The sequence below is a fragment of the Dickeya poaceiphila genome (genome assembly GCF_007858975.2).
GTDB classification, from domain to species: Bacteria; Pseudomonadota; Gammaproteobacteria; order Enterobacterales; family Enterobacteriaceae; genus Dickeya; species Dickeya poaceiphila.
The window spans coordinates 859131-877796 of record NZ_CP042220.2; the positions used below are offsets into that span (position 1 = coordinate 859131).

Sequence of the window (18666 nt, forward strand, 5' to 3'; positions counted from 1 at the left end):
ATCCGTTAAGATTTAACCTTTTTGTGCCAGTGCAGGCCCTGAATTGTCATTGACGTGGTGTCGTTTGCGACGTCTAGCAGAGACTGTGCCCACAGTCGCAAGCGCTTGCGGTTATCCTGCTTTTTGAAGTTGAGCATGAAATCCATGTCCTGATAGTTTGAAAACTGTTCGCCAAAAAAAGCTGGGAAGGAGGAGTAATGCACGGTAATAGCATCCATACCTATCTGTTTTGCCGTCTCCAGAAACTCAGGTTTCATATAGCCAGCAACGCTGATTCGTCCGTCACTGAGAGTCTGGCGCAACATCGTTAGCATCCCGATGATCGCCGGATGGTTATGACGATCAAAACCGCTGCCGCGACTGGCACCGGCTACCAGGCTGCTTAGATCATTCATCCCGACCAGGAAATATTCCAGACCCAATCGCTGGATGTCCTTTGCGTGCCACAAGGCGGCGGGGGTTTCCATCATGCAGGACACTTTATTAGGGAAGTTAAAGCGACGTACGTAATCCATACCAAATTCGATTTCCGACATTTCACAAATGTACGGAAAGAGGATGTGTAAGTTTTTATGCTTTCTGGCAAGCGTAGTAACGACGTCAAACTCCAGATCAAAGGTACGTGGCAACTCCATAGCACGACGCATACCGCGCAAGCCTATTGTTGGGAACTCTTCCAACACGTATTCGTCGTAGCCCTCCAGCATGTTGATTTCATTCGCAGGTGCATCAATGAAGCGATACCAAACATCCTTATCCGGGAAAATACGGAGAACGTTTTCAATATACTCTTCCATAAGCTGGCGTCCGTCCGGTGCCGTCAGGTATTTTCCTGCGCGCCGGAAAATATACTCACCCCGGAGCAGACCGACAGCAGACACTTCCTCATAAAGACGGGCGTCAGGCAGTTCACCACTAAGAGAGACTTCAATATCCATAATAGGCTCCTGATAAAAAGTAATTACCTGTCAAATTGGGCAACGAAGGTGCGGGAGATGGCCTGGGTTATCTCCTGAAAAACCGCCGACTCCGGTTTTTTACCGTCGATTTTCGTCCAGTTTTGCTCTACTCCTTGTCGAAGCAAAATCTGGTATACCTTATTCATTTGAGCCAGGAAGAAGCCATCGCTACAGTCTGGCTGGTTTCCGCACTCGTAGGGCGCGTGGGTATCCTGGTTTTGCCGACGCCAATCGAGGATCGTCTTAGGATCGACATCAAGGAAAATCGTCAGGTCGGGACGGGGAAAAATGCTGATAAGATTATTGAGCCACTGCTCATCCAAACCCAATGCCATTTCAGTAGCGACATGCTTTTGCCAGCCGCCATCCAGTACCACGATTTCGTTATCCTGTACGGGCTGGTGGCAAAGGGGAATGGCGAGCAGATTAAAGATAAATAGAGCCCGGCTTGCTCCGCGCATCTCTGGCAGAATGTCATACATCAGCGTGTGATAGTCGCAGCCGAAGTAGCGAGCTTCAGGGATCGCTGCAATATTCAACGCATCTCTTTTTGCCAGTGTGCGTACTGGCAGGGAAAAGTGCATCTCAAGCCACGGTAACAATTTGCGTAGTTGGGTTGATTTACCACAGCCGTCGCATCCTAAAAGATTAATGAGCATAGAAAATCCTCAGGCTGATGTTGTCAGGCGCAGTGCGCTGAAGTCGGGATTAGTGCTGTGTGCGCAGAATCTCTTCTGCTTGCTCATCAAGGCTTTCACCTCTGGCATCGCTGAGCATCTTTTTGAACTGATGGCGCAGCGCCAGCGGTACCATTCGTTCAACGTAGAAGCCAAGTTGTTCGTCAAGGTGGTACTCAACAGGGTTCTGTTCCGCTAGCAGTGACAGTCCGCGTGCCATCTGCTCAGGAAAACCAGGATAGCCGGATTGAAGCGTATAAATGACGCTGTAGTACAGATTGCGCCCAAGAGAGAAACAGGGATAGCGTGCTTCATAGTTGTCAAGGGAGTATTTGGGGAAACAACCGTCGATTATCCGTTTTGGGCACATCCAGAGAGGCATCACCAGCGTCATGTCACCGATTTTGCGCGCCGGACATGAGGCGGGCTTGAGGCCGGTTGACACGCGATACAGGTTTTCACACAGAACATCTTCGAGGTTAAGTCCGGTGCTGATGTAGGTGGTATTAAGCTCGCGCGCATAGCGGGTCAGCGAGAGGCGTATTAGCAAGGTGCCGAGAAATTCAAAATCGTCACCAACGAAATGGCGTTCAAAACGATCAATAAGGCTTTCACTGTCGGGAGGGATACCGAGCAAGGATTTCACCTCATTTTCATCAAACACTTTTAGGTTGAACTGATATTTCTCACACAGCGCTTTGGCTCGAGGTACACCTTTATCCCAGTCGGGGATACCCATAATAATAACCGGATGAATATGCACGTAATCACGGATCAAGCTCAGTCCATGTAACATCGCATTGCTATCGCCACCTCCGCTAACACCCACGACAAGATGTGCGCCTTCTGGCATGTTCTCTTTAATAGTGTCAGCAACGCGTTGTGCAATAATGGTCTGGCATTCTTCCGGTGTCAGTTTTTTCAGGTAACTTTGAGCTGTGGCATCACTGTTTTGTAGATTCTGATAAATATATTCTGTCGATTGCTTCTCATCATCGACACTGGGAATAATACGAAAGTTATCAGGAGAAAATTTAAAAGGATTGACGTTGCGATTGAAGTAAAGGAGTAGCTCATCAGCATCGAACTCTGACATTCTCTTTTCAAGGCCAGAGCATAGGCGTATTGTTTTGTCATTTTCGTTACGCTGATAAATAGAAACAGCAGACCAGGGTACGTTATTGCGATTAAGGACTTCAATCAATCGCTCATCCTTATGGCTGACGAGTTGTTGGCGTCCATGCGCGGTAATTACTGAAATTTCAGGCCCCTCTACATTTAACGATAATTTTACCGACATTACATCACCTCACATTTACCCTGAGTCATTGGATGTTATTAGCGTAATAAACCGCCTCTTATCGGTTTATTAAACCATTAGTTATTAATATGTAATGAAAGTAAGGCCACGCAGAGACGTGGCCTTGGGTATTTATTTTATTGCGCACCCGTTTCGCAGCTGGCGCCACAAATAGTTTCAATACCGTATCGGGAAGCCGGAATAAATGCACGGCTTGCACGCATTGATTCCAGTTCGCTGACAGACAGGGCTGAATATTGGTGATGAGTACTATGCGCGATCAGATTTACAGTTTCGTTTTTCAGGTTGAAGTTATTGCTTTGGTTTTGTTTTAAAACAGTTTTTTGCATTCTCACATCCTCGTTTGAAAATGGAACACCCGATCTGTCACATGAATAAAACAAATAAAACAAATTAAAAACATACATGCAACAAATTTATTTATAGATCTAAATAGCTATTTGTCAATATCGATTATTACTTTCAAATTATAATTTTTATGTATTTCTTGAAGTAATTTACCCGCTTATATTATTACTTATGTAAACTATTTCGATTTAAATGTATTTTTAATGATACGGGATTGTGTGTTTTTTGCTTGACATTTGTTACCACCATGATAAGACTAAATTGCTGTTTAATTCTCCACCGCGTGAATAAACAGAACATAATGCATAAACCTGAATCTTTTTTAAGGAGAGTCGTTATGAATGCGAAGAAACTGAAAAAAGTACGTCGTGGTAGTGCAGCATTGTAATTTTTAATGACACGGTTAATGGCACAGATATTGTGCCATTAACCATAATTAAATATTACCGCTATTGCCTTTTATTAGGGGCTGCCAATGATCTATTTACCCGATTATATAAAAATAAAATCCCACGGAAATACACTATTCTTTTATGTTTTTGAACAAGTATTTGAAATCACCTTTGATGATGAGGTGCAATATATTGCTGCACAACAGCTTGTCAATGAGATAGAAAATAAAGGATGTACTGAAAGGGATAATACACCATTCTGTGAATATCTATTGGAAAACAATCTTGTTTTTGAGCAGGTCGATAATATTGTCCCGAACAATGCGTTTGGTAGCACAGGTAGTGCGTTTTATAACCGCCTGTTCAACATCGTCAATAATCAGTGGTTGTTAGAAAAAGGTGAGACACCACTAGCTCAAGCGCTACTGGAACCGGAGAAACACCGTGCGTTATTACTCGGTTGGACACTAGAGTATTTTCACGTTACTCGTTTAGCGATCACCTCACTTATAGGTATTCTTGGGCACGAGCTTTCTCCGGAATTAGCGGTGCTTGCCCACGACTTTGTAAAAGAAGAGTTGTTCCATGAGCGCATTATGGCAAAAGCGTTCATTGATACCCCATGGGATGAAAAGCAAGTGTTCGCCTCACGACCATTGCCTTCGACGCAGGCCTATATGGATTTCCTTAAAGATATTGCTTTCCGTCGTCCACACTCGTTTTTTGCCAGCCTGTTTTTCTACGAAGGTGACGATGAAGACATGCTGATGTTCTCTGAACTTATCCCTGATACACCAGAGTTTCGCCGAATACGTGACAGTCATCTCGCACACGCTCGTATTAATATTCAAGGAGAACACTCTGATTTTTCATACCTCTATTTCTCGCAGATACCGTTCCTGACTCACGAACAACAACATGAGATTCTTGATGATATGGCCTATCTCAATTTTTTGTTCTACGACATGCAGGATGACGTTTTTACTTTTTATCGGGATGAAATGGCGATAGAGGAGCGGCTATGTATCAATCAATGATATTCCAGTTGGTCAGCCTTGGGATTGCGATGAGTGCAGAGCCGTCAGTGGATTTACGTGGTGTATGGAAAAAGATGACCCTGCTGGATGACATTGAAAAAACCCTGAGTTTTGAGCAAAGGGCAATTGTAACGCGCGGACGTATATTGATGTTTGAAGGACAAACTCGCTTTTTCGCCTTTTTGCAGAGCGTCTGTCATGAACTTCCAGATACGCCGTGGAAAAGCGAGATGAGTGAATTGCTTGCCCAGGTAGGCTTGCCGGCATTTATTGAGGATCGGGAATTTATTTCCCACTATATAAAGGATAAAGCCAAATCATGACCGTACTGTTAATCATTGCCATGCTGAAAGCAGTTGCCGAAAAAATAAGTAATTTTATTTTGCCGCTATGGGCATTTCAGCAGACCCAGTCTAACGACCTGATGAGTTATGTACGCATGTTTGAATACCTCCCTTTTATGGTGTTGGGATTCATCATTGGTGCTCTGGTGGATAGGGTTGGTAGCCGACGTGGCTTTACGTTTGGTACGACGGGACAGGTTATCGTGCTGGCAGTGCTAGCCTGGTACGGTATCCAGTCACCACACCTGCTTTTCATGCTGGTATTCATGCTGATGGGGATGACCTATTTCGCCAACAATTCCCTTATCGTGCAATCCCGGCTCACGCTGCCAGACAACCGACTCATAACATATAATCGGTACACCAATATGGTGAGCAACGTTATGGAAAGTGCGGGGCCGGCGATCATTGGCGCTCTGTTATTGCTGTTGAGCTACACTCAGGCGTTGCATTTTTCGTATGTGCTGCTGTTTATCTCACTGTTACTTGGGGTTAACTCGTTCAGACAGGCCCCTCCTGTGGAAAAAAAACCATTTATTCCAGATATAATGCACGGTTTTCGTGCTTTATATCGTCTGCGTAACCTCTGGGTTCTGTCCTGGTGGACAGCGTTCGCCAATGCCATCATTGTGGTGTCTGAAGTCGTCGTCATGTACTGTGCGAAATCGACATTTTCCTTTACGGATTTTCAGGTCGGAGTATTGTTTGCGGTCGGCGGTCTGGGCGCAATAAGTGGATCATGGTTCTCTGAACGTATTGAGCAGCATTTTGGTGTGATTCGGGTACTAGCCTACAGTATCCCGCTGATTGGCCTGATATATCTCTTTATTAGCGTTCACATAACGCCTGTCACTCTGGGAATCATGCTTTTTTGTGAGTCCTTCCTTTTTTCCCTCTATATTGTCTGCGTTCGTACCTACAGACTGGTAGTCGCCCCCGCAAATGATCTCGGCAAAATAAACGGCATTACAGGCAGTATCTTTAAAATGTTTATTCCCGTTTCGCTCACACTCTATGCCCTGTGGGGAAACCAGATTTCAACAGGGACAGTGCTGGGAATAATGGGGATATTATTTGTGTCAGGATCGATTGCCTTAGTCGCCTCCAGCGCGCTCAAAATGCAGGAAAAATTGTCGGATAACTACTAATTGCCGGATCACTACTAAGTAAGAGGCGAATCATGGCGCAAGAATGGCTCGAATGGGTGCTGAATGAGAGCAATGAAACACGGATGCTCAACATCATTACTGCGCTGAGTGCATTTGATCGTTATCAGGCATCGCAGGGAATGTTGAACGCGGCAGCATTTGTCTCTCATGAAGCCAGAAAACGGATGATGGTGGATGTAGATATTCACCATTTTGATGCCGATGGTTCACGAAGTTGGTGGGATTTTCACGCCCCCGTAGCCTGGACACCGCTAAAAGCTGTTTTATCCCTGCCCCAGTTACCACAGTTCCTGGATCATCAGACGGAGCCTTTCACGTTAGCCACCTATTCGAGGGAAGCCAGCGGCTATTACCCCCTAGTGTTATATAAACACACAAGGGATGTATCAGGAAAAACAGATAGTTCGGGAAAGGTGGTGCTGATCACCGCGGCAGACTATCTCTGCAGCAGTGTACTGGAGCATCTAAAACAAACAGGAGCTGCTGGCTTTATAACCGATGCCTTTGCCCGATTTGACGCATTGTCCGGTTGCTACTGGCGTGGGCGTATTGAACTTGCACCAGATAGCGGGTTATTTGCCTTTAGTGTACTTCCCGATGAGCTATGCACCCTGAGGCGAGCGGCGGATGCGGGAGTCGAAGCGAACATTGAAATTACTATTGATCGTAACGCAACCATGCCAGTGGTGAGTGCGTTAATCCCAGGAAAGCATCAAGAACGGGAGATCTGGGTTACGGCACACCTGTGTCATGCACGTGCAGGGGCGAATGATAATGCGTCTGGGGTAAGCGCATCACTTGAGCTAACTGCTCTATTGCAACAACTGATCGAAAAAATGGGAAGGCTCCGCTATCCACTACGCACTATCTGGGGGCCTGAATTTTTAGGTGTCGCTGCAATGCAGCATAAAAGACGCCATCAACCCGGTCCGATCGCAGTCATTAATCTGGATATGGTGGGGGAAGACCAGCGCCTCTGCGGATCGCCAATGTGCGTTGAACTGCCACTCGAAGGATTTGCGTCACCGCTGGGTGACATGGCGCAAACGCTCATGCAGCGTGTTTTTGAATTGACGGCTGAACACTCCGGTTCGTGGTTGAGTATGCCATTTCAAGGTTTTTCCGATCACGCTCTATTTATGAACCATGGCGAAACGAATAATAACTGCCCAGCTGTGCAGTTGTGCCATATCAATGATCGATTCAACCATACCGCTGGCGATACGCCGGATAAAGTCTCACTGATAGAAATGAAACGCACTGTGGCTGTTGCGCTGGCACTCATCATGCAGTTGCAAAACCTTAGCCCTGAACAAATTAGTCCCCGGCGAAAACCATCAACGCGTAAGGAGGGCGGAATTGTGGGTTGCTGGACAGGGCCGCTTAATCTTCGAAGGCTTATCCAGCAGTTGGAAAATCCGCTTCGACAAGTGGTTGAACGGTTAATTGCGGAGGATAAACGTTATCTATCATTGCTGCATCACTGTGCGCTTAACGCTGATGGGCGTCAGCGCGAAATTCTCCTTGATGAATCTGTCCGCATAACAGGGCTTGAGTTGTCAGAGGAAAACGTTGCCACATTATATGCCGTTTTTGATGCATCTGATTATTTTCAGGTCTGCACGGCAGATCCTCTTTGAAGAGTGCACCTTATGGACCCAGAACAACTTTTTGAGTATTGCATTGCAAAAGAGAAGATCAGTGTGCCACAAGAATGGCGGGCTGGAACACTCCAGTGCGTCATGGAACTCCGTCGTGCGGTAGAACTGGTCTGTACTCAACGCTTTGATCAGGCAGAGCCGGCAAATGGCTTTTTTCCGAAAGCAATAGTTGACCATTATGAGGCGACGCGTGGATAAGGCACTTCATCTGCTTTCGCTTACAGAGCTGTCTCGATTGTTGCACCAGCGAGCATTGACATCGGTTGCACTGACCGAGTATTTCCTGGCACGCATTACACGATTTAACCCAGTGCTAAACGCCTTTATTTACGTTGATGCTGAGCGTGCCCTCCGCGATGCCCGGTGCGCTGATGAAGCGCTAAATCAGGGAAAAGCCAGCGGTCCATTGACGGGAATACCTTATGCACTAAAGGATATTTTTGACGTTGAAGGTGAGCCAACGACCTGTCATTCGCATCTGATGCTGCACCATCGCGCAGCGCGCAGTAGCACTGTAGAACGTCGCCTTTCAGCCTCCGGCGCGGTCTATCTGGGCAAGCTGGCGACGCATGAGTTTGCTCTGGGCGGACCAAGCCATGAACTACCATTTCCTCCCGCACGCAATCCCTGGAATAGGTCGCATTTTACTGGGGCATCATCTTCGGGGGCGGGGGCGGCAGTTGCCGCCGGACTTGTCCCCATCGCAATCGGCTCGGACACCAGCGGCTCAATACGCGGCCCTGCCTGTTTGTGTGGTGTTGTAGGTTTTAAACCAACTTATGGACTGGTTTCTCGTGCCGGGGTGTTTCCACTTTCATGGACATTGGATCACTGCGGACCATTAACGCGTTTTAGTGACGACGCACGGTGGGTAATGCAGGTGATTGCAGGATACGACTCCGCCGACCCCACCACACTCACTCGCAAGCTGGATTTTTCTCCTCGTACTGTAGCATGGCCTCAGCACAGAATTGCCTGGCCACGACATCTGCTAACGGATAACCCTCATACCGACCCCGCATTAATTGCCGCAATGGATCGTGTTGTCGAAAATCTTACTGATGCAGGGGCTCAGGTTGAGGAAATCACGTTTAAGGACTTTGCGCTGTTTAACGCCTGCGGACGCATCATCATGGCTGCAGAGTCTTTTGCCGTTCATCAACATAATCTTCGCGAACGTGGTAATGAGTATGGACGCTTCACATACCAGCGCATTCTGCCTGGCGCAACGATTTCAGCTGCGGAGTTGATGGATGCGTTACGTCTGCGTACAGCGCTGACAGGCTGGTTGAACAGGGAACTCTTTTCTCATTTTTCACTGCTTTTGTTCCCAGGAACATTACGCGCTGCGCCACGCTTCAGTGAGTTTTCGCCGGACTGGCCGCCAGCCAGTTACGTCGTACCAACACAAACCATCCCATTTAACGTCACTGGCAACCCGGCCTTGAGTCTGCCTTTAGGGCTCACGAATGAAAAGCTGCCGTTAGGTATGCAGCTCGTTGGCAGGCTGTTTGACGATAGCCGAGTGCTGGACGCAGGTGATTCAATGGAGAAATGGCTCACGATGCCAGCCCTGAGTGATGATGTCATTCTGCATCAGCAGATAGAACCCGCAGCGTAAAACGTGAATAGCTACGTGCAAGTAGTTTTTCAAGATGAGTATTCACCTGGCCGTGGCGCAAAATCAAATGAGCCAGACTAAGAAAATATTGGACATAAGGTACACCGGTCCAGACGAAAAGGGGGGCTTTTGTCAGCAGCCATTCCGGCGTTTTGCGACTGGAGCAATAAAGCGGATTGTTATCCAGAGCATAGCGAAAAGCGCGTTCGACGCCATATTCTGGCGCAAGAAGAGGGAAAAGGGCGAAGACAGATTGCTTGATGGCCTCCAGTGACCAGGCACGCAAATCGAGGTGAGGGGAGCTTGCTGTGCACAGACGCCACTCCTCTTCAAAAGCGGGCAACTCGGTGTCCCAGAAGGGAAGCGCAAAATCGCCGCAGGGATGGGGACAGGTGAGATGATTACGACAGTGACCAATCTCATGTGCCAGTTCGAGAGCCTCACGTGTAGTTAACTGGGTGAAATCAGCTGCGTTAAGCGCAATACTTGCGCTGCGCAGCCCTTCTTCAACACGTAGATCGGCATAGTTATCACTATCTGAGACAATTTCGATCTCATAACCATTAATATTAATGAGCGCAGAATCAGGCGCATAGTTAACGCAGTCAATATTCAAAGCCTGACAAACGTGTTGCACGGATGAAAAATTATGAAGAAAGGGGTTTAGATATTCAAATCGCATATACTCCGGATGCTCAGGAGAAAAATTAAGATCATCCCACTGAGTCTGTCTGGCAATATTCTGGGTTATTTCCACGATATCTTCTGCCAGAGCTGATCTGTCTACGTTGCAATAGCAGGAATTAAAATAGTGCTTCGTTTTGGCATAGATCTCATCAAATCGTTTAACTCTGTTTTTACTCTCAGGGTGTGAGAGTAAGTCATCGTACTTATCTAACAGTTTATTGTCTCTGACGTTAGCCAATATATACAACCACGATAATCGCTGTGGTAGTTCAATTTCTGTTGCCAGAGAGAGTAAACGTGCTTCAGAAATGTCATCGTCGAATAAAAGAGAAATATTTTTAGCTGTGATTATGTTCATTTTGTTAATCGTCACTAATTAATTTATCTTCCATTACCAATAAAATCATATTTTTGTCAATATACCCGCCATACTTCACGTTGCAGGCGTTTCGGCGTTGAACATCGCTTTTTCTTCCAATCGAGTGACCAGCAACTGGTCAATTTTGTAGCTGTCGATATCCACCACTTCGAATTTATACCCGGCGTAGCGAACAAAATCGGTACGTTTGGGGATCTTGCGCAGCGTGTACATCATAAACCCGCCGATGGTTTCATAGTTGTCGGAATGCGGAAACTCGTCAATGCTGAGTGCGCGCATCACATCGTCTATCGGCGTGCCGCCCTCGATAAGCCAGGAGTTCTCGTCACGGGCGACAATCTGCTCTTCCAGCCCCTGACCAACCAGATCGCCCATCAGCGTGGTCATCACGTCGTTGAGGGTGATGATACCCACCACCAGTGCGTACTCATTGAGAATGACGGCAAAATCTTCACCCGCGGTTTTGAAGCTTTCCAGCGCTTCTGACAGCGTCAGGGTATCCGGCACGATCAGCGCCGGACGAATCTGGACGCCGCTGGTTAGTTCCAGACTCTGGTTGCCCAGCACCCGGTTTAGCAAATCTTTGGAATCCACGTAACCGACAATCTGGTCGATGGTGCCATTACACACCAGAAACTTGGAGTGCGGCTGGTGCGCGATTTTCTCTTTGATCTGCGTTTCATCTTCATGCAGGTCGAAATAGACCACGCTTTCGCGCGACGTCATGGAAGATGGTACGGTGCGCGACTCCAGCTCGAACACGTTTTCGATCAGCTCATGCTCTTGTTTGCGCAGCACGCCGGCCAATGCTCCGGCTTCCACCACCGCATAGATGTCGTCGGGGGTAATGTCTTCTTTGCGCACCATCGGCAATTTAAACAGCCGAAAAATCAGGTTTGCCAGACCATTGAATAACCACACCAGCGGGCGGAACACCAGCAGGCAGAAGCGCATGGGGTTGATGATCCGAACGGCAATCGCTTCCGGGGCAATCATACCAATGCGCTTCGGCGTCAGGTCGCCAAACAGGATAAACAGGCTGGTAACCAGCACAAATGAGCAGATAAAACTGGCGCGGACGATCATGTCCTGTGGCAAAAAGCTGGCAAACAGCATTTCGAAGTAGGGTGAGAACGCCGCATCGCCGATGATACCGGCCAGAATGGCGACGGCGTTGAGACCTATCTGGATTACGGTGAAGAAGATGCCTGGCGTTTCCTGAAATTTCAGCACCAACGCGGCGTTCAGGTCTCCCTCGTCGGCCATCAGTTTCAATTTTATCTTGCGTGAAGCGGCCAGAGAAATTTCAGACAGCGAGAAAAACGCACTGATGGCGATAAGACATAAAATAATTAACAGACTGTTTAACATAGTTTTTTCGCCAAGTCGTCGCGGACGGCGAACCTCTGAAAGGGAATGATATTATGGGTGCTGTGGCACCGCATATGGGCGCGGCTGCGCCGCAAAAAGGACCGGAAACCGGTCCTGTGGCTGCACAGTATAGCAGGCGCGATCAAACTGCTGCCAGCCTCAGCCCTGTGGCGGCAGACAAACGCCGATACCGCCCAGCCCGCAATAGCCATGCGGGTTTTTGTGCAGGTATTGCTGGTGTTCGTCTTCGGCGTAATAAAACGGCCCGACAGGCTGAATTTCCGTGGTGATACTGCGGTTATCACCTGCCTCGCGCATGGCCTGTTGGTAACGCTGGTAACTGGCTTTCGCGGCGCTTTCCTGCTCTGGTGTTACATAGATAGCAGAACGGTATTGCGTACCGATGTCGTTGCCCTGTCGCATACCTTGTGCCGGGTTATGGTTCTCCCAGAACAACTGCAATAACCGGGCGTAACTTATCACCGCAGGGTCAAACACCACCCGTACCGCTTCCGCATGGCCGGTCTTGCCGCTACAGACTTCCCGATACGTGGGGTTAGGGGTGTAGCCACCGCAATATCCGGAGGCGGTGCTGTATACGCCGGGTTGTTGCCAAAACAGACGTTCCACGCCCCAGAAACAACCCATGGCGAAGAGCGCTACCTCCATGTGGTCCGGCACATGGGTCATGGAGTGCTGGTTTACCGCGTGCAGGCGGGCGACCGGCATCGGCGTTGTGCGTCCCGGCAAGGCATCTGACTGGCCGATTAGCTGCGTCTTGTCAAAATTCGCTATCACGTTTGGCTCCTGATTATCACCCGGTAATTCGTCATTTTCAGAGCATAACCGAGTTAATGCGCTCTGTCTTTATGGCGGAATAGCACAGCAATATGACAACGGTGTTGATACAGGATGCGATTGGGCAATCACACGTGCTTGTAGCGGGGAAATCCATCAACTGACCGGGGCGATGCCATTATGCGCGAGGCTGGTTGTGGGGGAGTGATAGCATTGTCGGTATGGCAACCACTATCTATAGTTAACGCGTTAACCTCTATCGTTAACTCGTTAACATTCATAGTGAATAGCACCGTTGCAGGTATACCTGTCTGTGGTTTATCAGAAAATACGTCGATTATGCTGACACTATCGGGACGTTAAGTGACACTTTTTATCAGGATAAAAAACACATTTTTCTGCGCTGGCACTGTGCTCTGCCGGGGGGTAGGCGCGGGGGGCCTGCTGCTGGCGTCGTCGGCGCTGGCCGCCTCGAACGTGCGTCTGCAACTGCTTGGGCTGGAAGGCGAGTTGCAGAAGAATGTCCGTGCCCGTCTTTCGACTATCACTCCGGATGAAGTCAACGCCGATGGCCGGTTTCGCTCACGGGTTGATGACGCCATTCGCAAAGGTTTGCGGGCGCTGGGTTACTACGATCCGGAGATCCGTTTTGCGTTTATTCCCGCGCAGGGGCGTGGCAGGCCGGTACTAAAGGTGACCGTCACGCCAGGGGAGCCGGTGAACATTGCCGGTTCCAGCATCGCCATTCGCGGTGGGGCTGAGCAAGATGCTGATTATCAAAAGCTGGTGCAACAGCGCCGGCCCGTGGTGGGCAGCCGCCTGAATCATGGCGCTTACGATGATTTCAAAAGCGAACTCAATACGTTGTCGATGCGCAAAGGCTATTTCGACAGTCACTTCAACAAAAGCCAGCTGGACGTGATGCCATCTACGCATCAGGCATGGTGGAACATTGATTACGATAGCGGCACACGTTACCGCTTCGGCAAGGTTAACTTTCGTGGGTCCCAAATCCAGTCGGCTTATTTGCAGCATTTAGTGCCGTTTCAGGAGGGCGACGTATACACGGCGGAGCAATTGGGGGAGTTTAACCGGCGTTTGTCCGCCACCGGCTGGTTCAACTCGGCAGTCGTGTCGCCTGATTTCGCTCAAGGTCGTAGCAGTAAAGTCCTGCCGTTGGAGGCGCTACTGACACCGCGCACCCGCAACAGTATAGAAACCGGGGTCGGTTACGCTACTGATGTTGGGCCACGGCTAAAAGCCACCTGGAAAAGACCCTGGGTCAATACGTACGGTCATAGCATGGAAAGTAGCTTGAGCCTGTCTGCACCGGAGCAGCAATTGGATCTCAGCTACAAAATTCCGCTGCTGAAAAGTCCGCTGGAGCAATACTATTTGGTGCAGGGGGGCTTCAAACGCGAAGATCTCAATGATACCCAGTCTGATTCGGCGTCGTTTAATCTGGCGCGTTACTGGGAGTTGTCCAGCGGCTGGCAGCGTGCCATTAACCTGCACTGGACGATGGATCACTTTACCCAGGCTAATGTTACCCATACCACCATGCTGATTTATCCCGGTCTTAGTTTCAACCGTACCCGGCAACGAGGCGGGTTGATGCCTGACTGGGGCGACACCCAGCGTTATTCGGTGGATGTTTCCAATACCCTGTGGGGTTCGGATATTGATTTTTCGGTGTTTCAGGCGCAGAACGTCTGGATTCGAACGCTGGCGGAAAAACACCGCTTCGTGGCGCGCGCCAATCTGGGCTGGATCGAAACCGGCAGCTTCTCCCGTGTCCCCCCGTCGTTGCGCTTCTTTGCCGGGGGCGATCGCAGCATCCGCGGCTATAAGTACAAATCCATTTCTCCACGCGACAGCGACGGCAAACTCACCGGCGCGTCAAAACTGGCGACCGGTTCGCTGGAATACCAGTACAACGTCACCGGAAAGTGGTGGGGGGCGGTGTTTGTCGATAGCGGCGAAGCCGTCAACGATCTGGTGCGTACCAACCTGAAGACCGGCGCTGGCGTCGGCGTACGTTGGGCGTCGCCGGTAGGACCGATCAAGCTGGATATCGCCCGGCCAATTGGCGATAACGACAAACACGACGTGCAGTTTTATATCGGGCTGGGGCCGGAGTTATGAGCAGGATGAAAAAAGCCGGAATGGGTCTGATGGCTGGTGCGCTGGCGCTGCTGTTGGCGGCGGTGTTGCTGGTGACGACGACACCGGGGCTACATCTGTTGCTCAGTGCCGCAGCGCGTTGGGTGCCGGGGCTGGAATTAGGGGCGGTTGACGGCGGCTGGCGGAATTTAACCCTGAAAACAATACGCTATCAGATGCCTGGCGTCACCGTGCAGGCGGACCGTCTGCATCTGGCGCTGGCGCCGGATTGCCTGTGGCACAGTCAGCTATGTATTGATGACCTGTCGTTGCAGGGGCTGTCGGTTGCGATCTCGACTCAGGAACTGCCGCCAGCCCAACCTGAAGCGGCAACACAAGCCGCGCCGGTGACTGAGATCCGCGCGCCCGTGGCGGTGGCGTTGCGTCATATCAATCTGAACGATAGCCGCATCATGGTCGATGGTGCCGGGGTGTCGTTGTCATTGCTGCAAGCCGGCCTGAACTGGCAAGGACGGTCACTGACGCTGTTGCCGACGTTGGTGTCGGGTCTTACCGTGGCGTTGCCCGCCGCAACGAAAACGCTACCTGCTCCGCCTGCTGAGACTGACAAGCCTCAACCGTTGGGCGAAATGTTGCGCGCCCTGTTTGCTGCACCGCTGTTGCCAGCGATGCCTGAGTTTACCTTGCCGCTGGATCTCACCATTGCCGATTTACGCGGCGAGTCCTGGGGGATGGTTCAGGGCGCTCAACTGGTAACCGTTTCCCGTTTTCAGTTGCAAGCTACCACCCGGCAGCAGACGTTAACGCTGCAACAACTCACGGTGCAATCACCGCTGGGTGCGCTGTATGCCCATGGCAACGCGGTCCTGTCGGGCGACTGGCCGGTGACGCTTAACGTTAACGGCATCGTGAACAGTGATTTGCTCAAGGGCGAACGCGTGCGACTGACAGCGGAAGGCGGCTTGCGCCAGCAGTTACGGTTGGCGGTGAATCTGTCCGGCCCACAGCGGGCACAGATAGATATTCAGACCGCGCTGGCCGAGCCGGGCTTGCCGCTTAACATAAGCTTGCGCAGCCCGCAGTTGCATTGGCCGCTGACCGGCGATGCCCAGTATCAGTTCAACGATGTGCGACTGAATATCGGCGGTAAAGCTATAGATTATTCGCTGTTGTTACAGGGCGATATTCGCGGCAGCGCGTTACCGCCCGGTACGCTGATGCTGGAAGGCCGCGGCAATGAGCAGCAATTCTCGCTGGCGCGATTGCAGCTGTCTGCCTTGCAAGGCACGGCGGATATCACCGGCCAACTGGACTGGCGCGATGCGATCAGTTGGAACAGTAACCTGACCCTGAAAGGCATCAATACCGCACAGCAGTGGTCGCAATGGCCGGTGCGGCTGGAGGGGACGTTGACCACGCGCGGCACGCTGGCGGGAGCGTCATGGCAACTGGATGTACCGCAACTGGCGCTGGACGGACAAATACGGCAGAGCAAATTGGTGGCGAAAGGGGCGTTGAGCGGTAACGCCAGCGGCCAGTGGTCCATTCCGGGCGTTACGCTGGTGTTAGGGCGTAACCAACTGACGTTACAGGGTGAATTGAAAGATCAGTGGCGGCTGAACGGTGACATCAATGCGCCATCCCTGAATGGGATTTTGCCCGGTCTGGGCGGGCAGGTGATGGGGAAACTGCGGCTGGAGGGTAAACGAGAGACACCGCAACTGCAGGTGGAAATGAACGCCACGGCGCTGCGCTGGCAGGAACTGAACCTTGGCAAACTGACACTCAATAGCGATGTGCAAGTCGATACACAGGTGCACGGCACGCTGACATTGCAGGTGCAGCAATTAACACAGGGGAAACTGCATCTGGCATCGCTCACTATGCGTGCGACCGGCGATGAAAATCAGCACCAGTTACGTGTGACCATGAGTGGCGAACCAGTGGGCGGCCAGCTGTTGTTGAGTGGTCATTTTGACCGCGGGCAGCAGCGCTGGCAGGGAGAGCTTAGCGATACCCGGTTTGATACCCCGGTCGGTGAGTGGCGGCTGGCGCCAGCAATGTCGCTGGTTTACCAGGTCGCGGCACAGAAAGCGACGATAGGCGCACATTGCTGGCGTAACCCCGATGCTGAGCTGTGCGTACCGCAACCGATTGAGGCGGGAAGTAGCGGCAAAGCGAGCGTCAATCTAAACCGGCTCAATCTGGCGATGCTGAAACCTTTCATCGGCCAGCAGACGGCGGTCAGTGGTTCGATTACCGGCAACGCACAGGTCAACTGGCAGGCAAACAGCGGTTTGCCACAAGCCCGTGTCACGCTGACCGGCAATGGCGTGACCATCCGTCAGCAGGTACAGGGCGGTACGCTGCCGGTGGCTTTTGATACCCTGACGCTGGACGCCGGGTTGCAGCAAGGTCAGGCGTGGTTGACATGGCTGATAGGGATTCAGGGGAATGGCCGTTTTCGCGGCGACGTGCAAATTACCGACCCGCAACGACGCCGTAACCTGAGTGGTACGGTGACGCTAAGCGCCTTGTCGCTCGACCTGCTGCGGCCAATTCTGCGCCAGAACGAGAAAGCTGCCGGGACTGCGAATGCCGATCTACGGCTGGGGGGCGATCTGCAACGCCCGCAGGTGTTCGGGCAACTGACGCTGGATAACCTTGATGTGGATGGCAACGGGCTACCGGTGGACCTGACCAGTGGGCGGCTGGCGCTATCGTTCAACGGTATGTCATCTACCTTGCAGGGGGTGTTTCGTACCACGAAGGGGCAGCTCAATCTGGCGGGGAACGCCGACTGGTCGGTGCCTGAGGCCTGGCGTGCACGGGTTGCCGTCAACGGTGATCGTATGCGGGTGACGGTGCCGCCGATGGCGCGGCTGGATATGTCGCCGGATATCGTGTTTGAGGCGACGCCGCAGTTACTGACGCTTAACGGTACCGTGACCGTTCCCTGGGCGCGGATCGTGGTGCATGAAATGCCAGCCAGCGCGGTGGATGTGTCACCGGATGAGGTCATTCTGGATGCACGGCGTCAGCCGGTATCGACTACTGCCAGCACGATTCCCATCGTCAGCAACCTGATCGTGCGGGTGGGCGATGATGTCTGGCTCAATGCCTATGGTCTGAACGCCCGTTTGCGCGGTGATCTGAACGTCACGCAGGATAAACAAGGGCTTGGGTTGAACGGCCAGATTTCGATGCCGGAAGGACGTTTTAAGGCGTACGGACAGGATCTGCAAGTGCGTAAGGGGCAACTGCTGTTCTCCGGTCCGCCGACGTTGCCGCTACTGGATATTGAAGCGATTCGGAATCCGGACAATACCGCAGATGGCGTCATCGCCGGTGTGCGGATAACCGGTAGCGCCACCACGCCTAAGCTTGAGGTGTTCTCCGAACCGGCCTTATCTCAGCAGGAAGCGTTATCTTATCTGTTGCGTGGCCAGGGGCTAAATAGCAGAGGAACGGATAGTTCGATGATGACATCGGCTCTAATTGGTTTAGGGGTTGCACAAAGTGGTCAAGTTGTGGGTAAAATTGGCGAGGCCTTTGGCGTAAGCAATTTAGCTCTGGATACACAGGGAGTTGGCGACAAATCGCAGGTTGTTGTCAGTGGTTACGTTCTGCCAGGCCTGCAGGTCAAATATGGTGTCGGCCTGTTCGATTCATTGGCAACGTTAACCTTACGTTACCGTTTAATGCCGAAACTATATCTGGAGGCGGTGTCTGGTGTAAATCAGGCGCTGGATGTGCTCTATCAGTTTGAGTTTTAGCA

Annotated in this window: 15 protein-coding genes; 8 read left to right on the forward strand and 7 right to left on the reverse strand. The window is 51.0% G+C overall.

The window, feature by feature from the left end:
• Positions 1 to 5 precede the first annotated feature (5 nt).
• The 4 genes from Dpoa569_RS03805 to Dpoa569_RS03820 form a co-directional block, all read right to left on the reverse strand.
• On the reverse strand, positions 6 to 938 hold the full coding sequence (locus Dpoa569_RS03805; RefSeq protein ID WP_042872558.1) for a putative PEP-binding protein: 933 nt from the start codon (positions 936 to 938) through the stop codon (positions 6 to 8).
• 23 nt (positions 939 to 961) lie between these two features.
• Entirely contained in the window at positions 962 to 1618 is a 657-nt protein-coding gene (locus Dpoa569_RS03810; protein ID WP_050569501.1) for a nucleoside/nucleotide kinase family protein, read from the reverse strand.
• Positions 1619 to 1667: 49 nt separating this feature from the next.
• Positions 1668 to 2936, reverse strand: coding sequence for a tRNA lysidine(34) synthetase (locus tag Dpoa569_RS03815; RefSeq protein WP_128569775.1), 1269 nt, complete (start codon positions 2934 to 2936; stop codon positions 1668 to 1670).
• A gap of 137 nt (positions 2937 to 3073) precedes the next feature.
• Positions 3074 to 3286, reverse strand: a complete 213-nt coding sequence (locus Dpoa569_RS03820; RefSeq protein ID WP_042872554.1) for a hypothetical protein — start codon at positions 3284 to 3286, stop codon at positions 3074 to 3076.
• Between the two features lie 494 nt (positions 3287 to 3780).
• Here Dpoa569_RS03820 and Dpoa569_RS03825 point away from each other — a divergent pair, with 494 nt between their 5' ends.
• From Dpoa569_RS03825 to Dpoa569_RS03850, 6 genes are read left to right on the forward strand one after another with little or no spacing between them, the layout of a single operon-like run.
• Positions 3781 to 4734 (forward strand): hypothetical protein, encoded by a 954-nt coding sequence (locus Dpoa569_RS03825; RefSeq protein ID WP_042872551.1) that lies wholly within the window; start codon positions 3781 to 3783, stop codon positions 4732 to 4734.
• Entirely contained in the window at positions 4719 to 5057 is a 339-nt protein-coding gene (locus Dpoa569_RS03830) for a hypothetical protein (protein ID WP_042872550.1), read from the forward strand. The genes Dpoa569_RS03825 and Dpoa569_RS03830 overlap by 16 nt, the downstream gene beginning before the upstream one ends.
• A complete protein-coding gene (locus tag Dpoa569_RS03835) occupies positions 5054 to 6226 on the forward strand; it encodes an MFS transporter (protein WP_042872548.1) in 1173 nt (390 codons plus the stop codon). The genes Dpoa569_RS03830 and Dpoa569_RS03835 overlap by 4 nt, the downstream gene beginning before the upstream one ends.
• 32 nt (positions 6227 to 6258) lie before the next feature.
• Positions 6259 to 7887, forward strand: coding sequence for a DUF4910 domain-containing protein (locus Dpoa569_RS03840; RefSeq protein WP_042872546.1), 1629 nt, complete (start codon positions 6259 to 6261; stop codon positions 7885 to 7887).
• A 12-nt stretch (positions 7888 to 7899) separates the two neighbouring features.
• Positions 7900 to 8106, forward strand: coding sequence for a hypothetical protein (locus Dpoa569_RS03845; RefSeq protein ID WP_042872544.1), 207 nt, complete (start codon positions 7900 to 7902; stop codon positions 8104 to 8106).
• On the forward strand, positions 8099 to 9529 hold the full coding sequence (locus Dpoa569_RS03850) for an amidase (RefSeq protein ID WP_071604340.1): 1431 nt from the start codon (positions 8099 to 8101) through the stop codon (positions 9527 to 9529). The genes Dpoa569_RS03845 and Dpoa569_RS03850 overlap by 8 nt, the downstream gene beginning before the upstream one ends.
• Here Dpoa569_RS03850 and Dpoa569_RS03855 read toward each other — a convergent pair.
• The 3 genes from Dpoa569_RS03855 to msrA form a co-directional block, all read right to left on the reverse strand.
• Positions 9495 to 10574 carry a hypothetical protein gene (locus tag Dpoa569_RS03855; protein WP_042872541.1) on the reverse strand — a complete coding sequence of 360 codons (1080 nt, stop codon included), beginning with the start codon at positions 10572 to 10574 and terminating at the stop codon, positions 9495 to 9497. The two genes, Dpoa569_RS03850 and Dpoa569_RS03855, sit on opposite strands and share 35 nt — an antisense overlap.
• A 75-nt stretch (positions 10575 to 10649) precedes the next feature.
• Positions 10650 to 11966, reverse strand: a complete 1317-nt coding sequence (locus Dpoa569_RS03860) for a hemolysin family protein (protein ID WP_042872538.1) — start codon at positions 11964 to 11966, stop codon at positions 10650 to 10652.
• A gap of 159 nt (positions 11967 to 12125) precedes the next feature.
• Positions 12126 to 12761, reverse strand: coding sequence for a peptide-methionine (S)-S-oxide reductase MsrA (gene msrA, locus Dpoa569_RS03865; protein WP_042874057.1), 636 nt, complete (start codon positions 12759 to 12761; stop codon positions 12126 to 12128).
• A gap of 414 nt (positions 12762 to 13175) precedes the next feature.
• Between msrA and tamA the strand changes: the two genes are divergently transcribed.
• Both tamA and tamB read left to right on the forward strand, forming a co-directional pair.
• Positions 13176 to 14909: an autotransporter assembly complex protein TamA gene (tamA, locus tag Dpoa569_RS03870; RefSeq protein WP_227983183.1), complete on the forward strand. Its 1734-nt coding sequence runs from the start codon at positions 13176 to 13178 to the stop codon at positions 14907 to 14909.
• Positions 14906 to 18664, forward strand: coding sequence for an autotransporter assembly complex protein TamB (tamB, locus tag Dpoa569_RS03875; RefSeq protein ID WP_042872533.1), 3759 nt, complete (start codon positions 14906 to 14908; stop codon positions 18662 to 18664). Before tamA ends, tamB begins: the two co-directional genes overlap by 4 nt.
• Positions 18665 to 18666 lie beyond the last annotated feature (2 nt).

What these genes read in the sequence shown, in the direction of transcription:
- Dpoa569_RS03820 (WP_042872554.1), bottom strand. Translation starts at nt 3,286, where the DNA reads ATGCAAAAAACTGTTTTAAAACAAAACCAAAGCAATAACTTCAACCTG.
- Dpoa569_RS03830 (WP_042872550.1), top strand. Translation starts at nt 4,719, where the DNA reads ATGTATCAATCAATGATATTCCAGTTGGTCAGCCTTGGGATTGCGATG.
- Dpoa569_RS03855 (WP_042872541.1), bottom strand. Translation starts at nt 10,574, where the DNA reads ATGAACATAATCACAGCTAAAAATATTTCTCTTTTATTCGACGATGAC.
- tamB (WP_042872533.1), top strand. Translation starts at nt 14,906, where the DNA reads ATGAGCAGGATGAAAAAAGCCGGAATGGGTCTGATGGCTGGTGCGCTG.
- Dpoa569_RS03810 (WP_050569501.1), bottom strand. Translation starts at nt 1,618, where the DNA reads ATGCTCATTAATCTTTTAGGATGCGACGGCTGTGGTAAATCAACCCAA.
- Dpoa569_RS03815 (WP_128569775.1), bottom strand. Translation starts at nt 2,936, where the DNA reads ATGTCGGTAAAATTATCGTTAAATGTAGAGGGGCCTGAAATTTCAGTA.
- Dpoa569_RS03835 (WP_042872548.1), top strand. Translation starts at nt 5,054, where the DNA reads ATGACCGTACTGTTAATCATTGCCATGCTGAAAGCAGTTGCCGAAAAA.
- Dpoa569_RS03845 (WP_042872544.1), top strand. Translation starts at nt 7,900, where the DNA reads ATGGACCCAGAACAACTTTTTGAGTATTGCATTGCAAAAGAGAAGATC.
- Dpoa569_RS03860 (WP_042872538.1), bottom strand. Translation starts at nt 11,966, where the DNA reads ATGTTAAACAGTCTGTTAATTATTTTATGTCTTATCGCCATCAGTGCG.
- Dpoa569_RS03840 (WP_042872546.1), top strand. Translation starts at nt 6,259, where the DNA reads ATGGCGCAAGAATGGCTCGAATGGGTGCTGAATGAGAGCAATGAAACA.
- Dpoa569_RS03825 (WP_042872551.1), top strand. Translation starts at nt 3,781, where the DNA reads ATGATCTATTTACCCGATTATATAAAAATAAAATCCCACGGAAATACA.
- Dpoa569_RS03805 (WP_042872558.1), bottom strand. Translation starts at nt 938, where the DNA reads ATGGATATTGAAGTCTCTCTTAGTGGTGAACTGCCTGACGCCCGTCTT.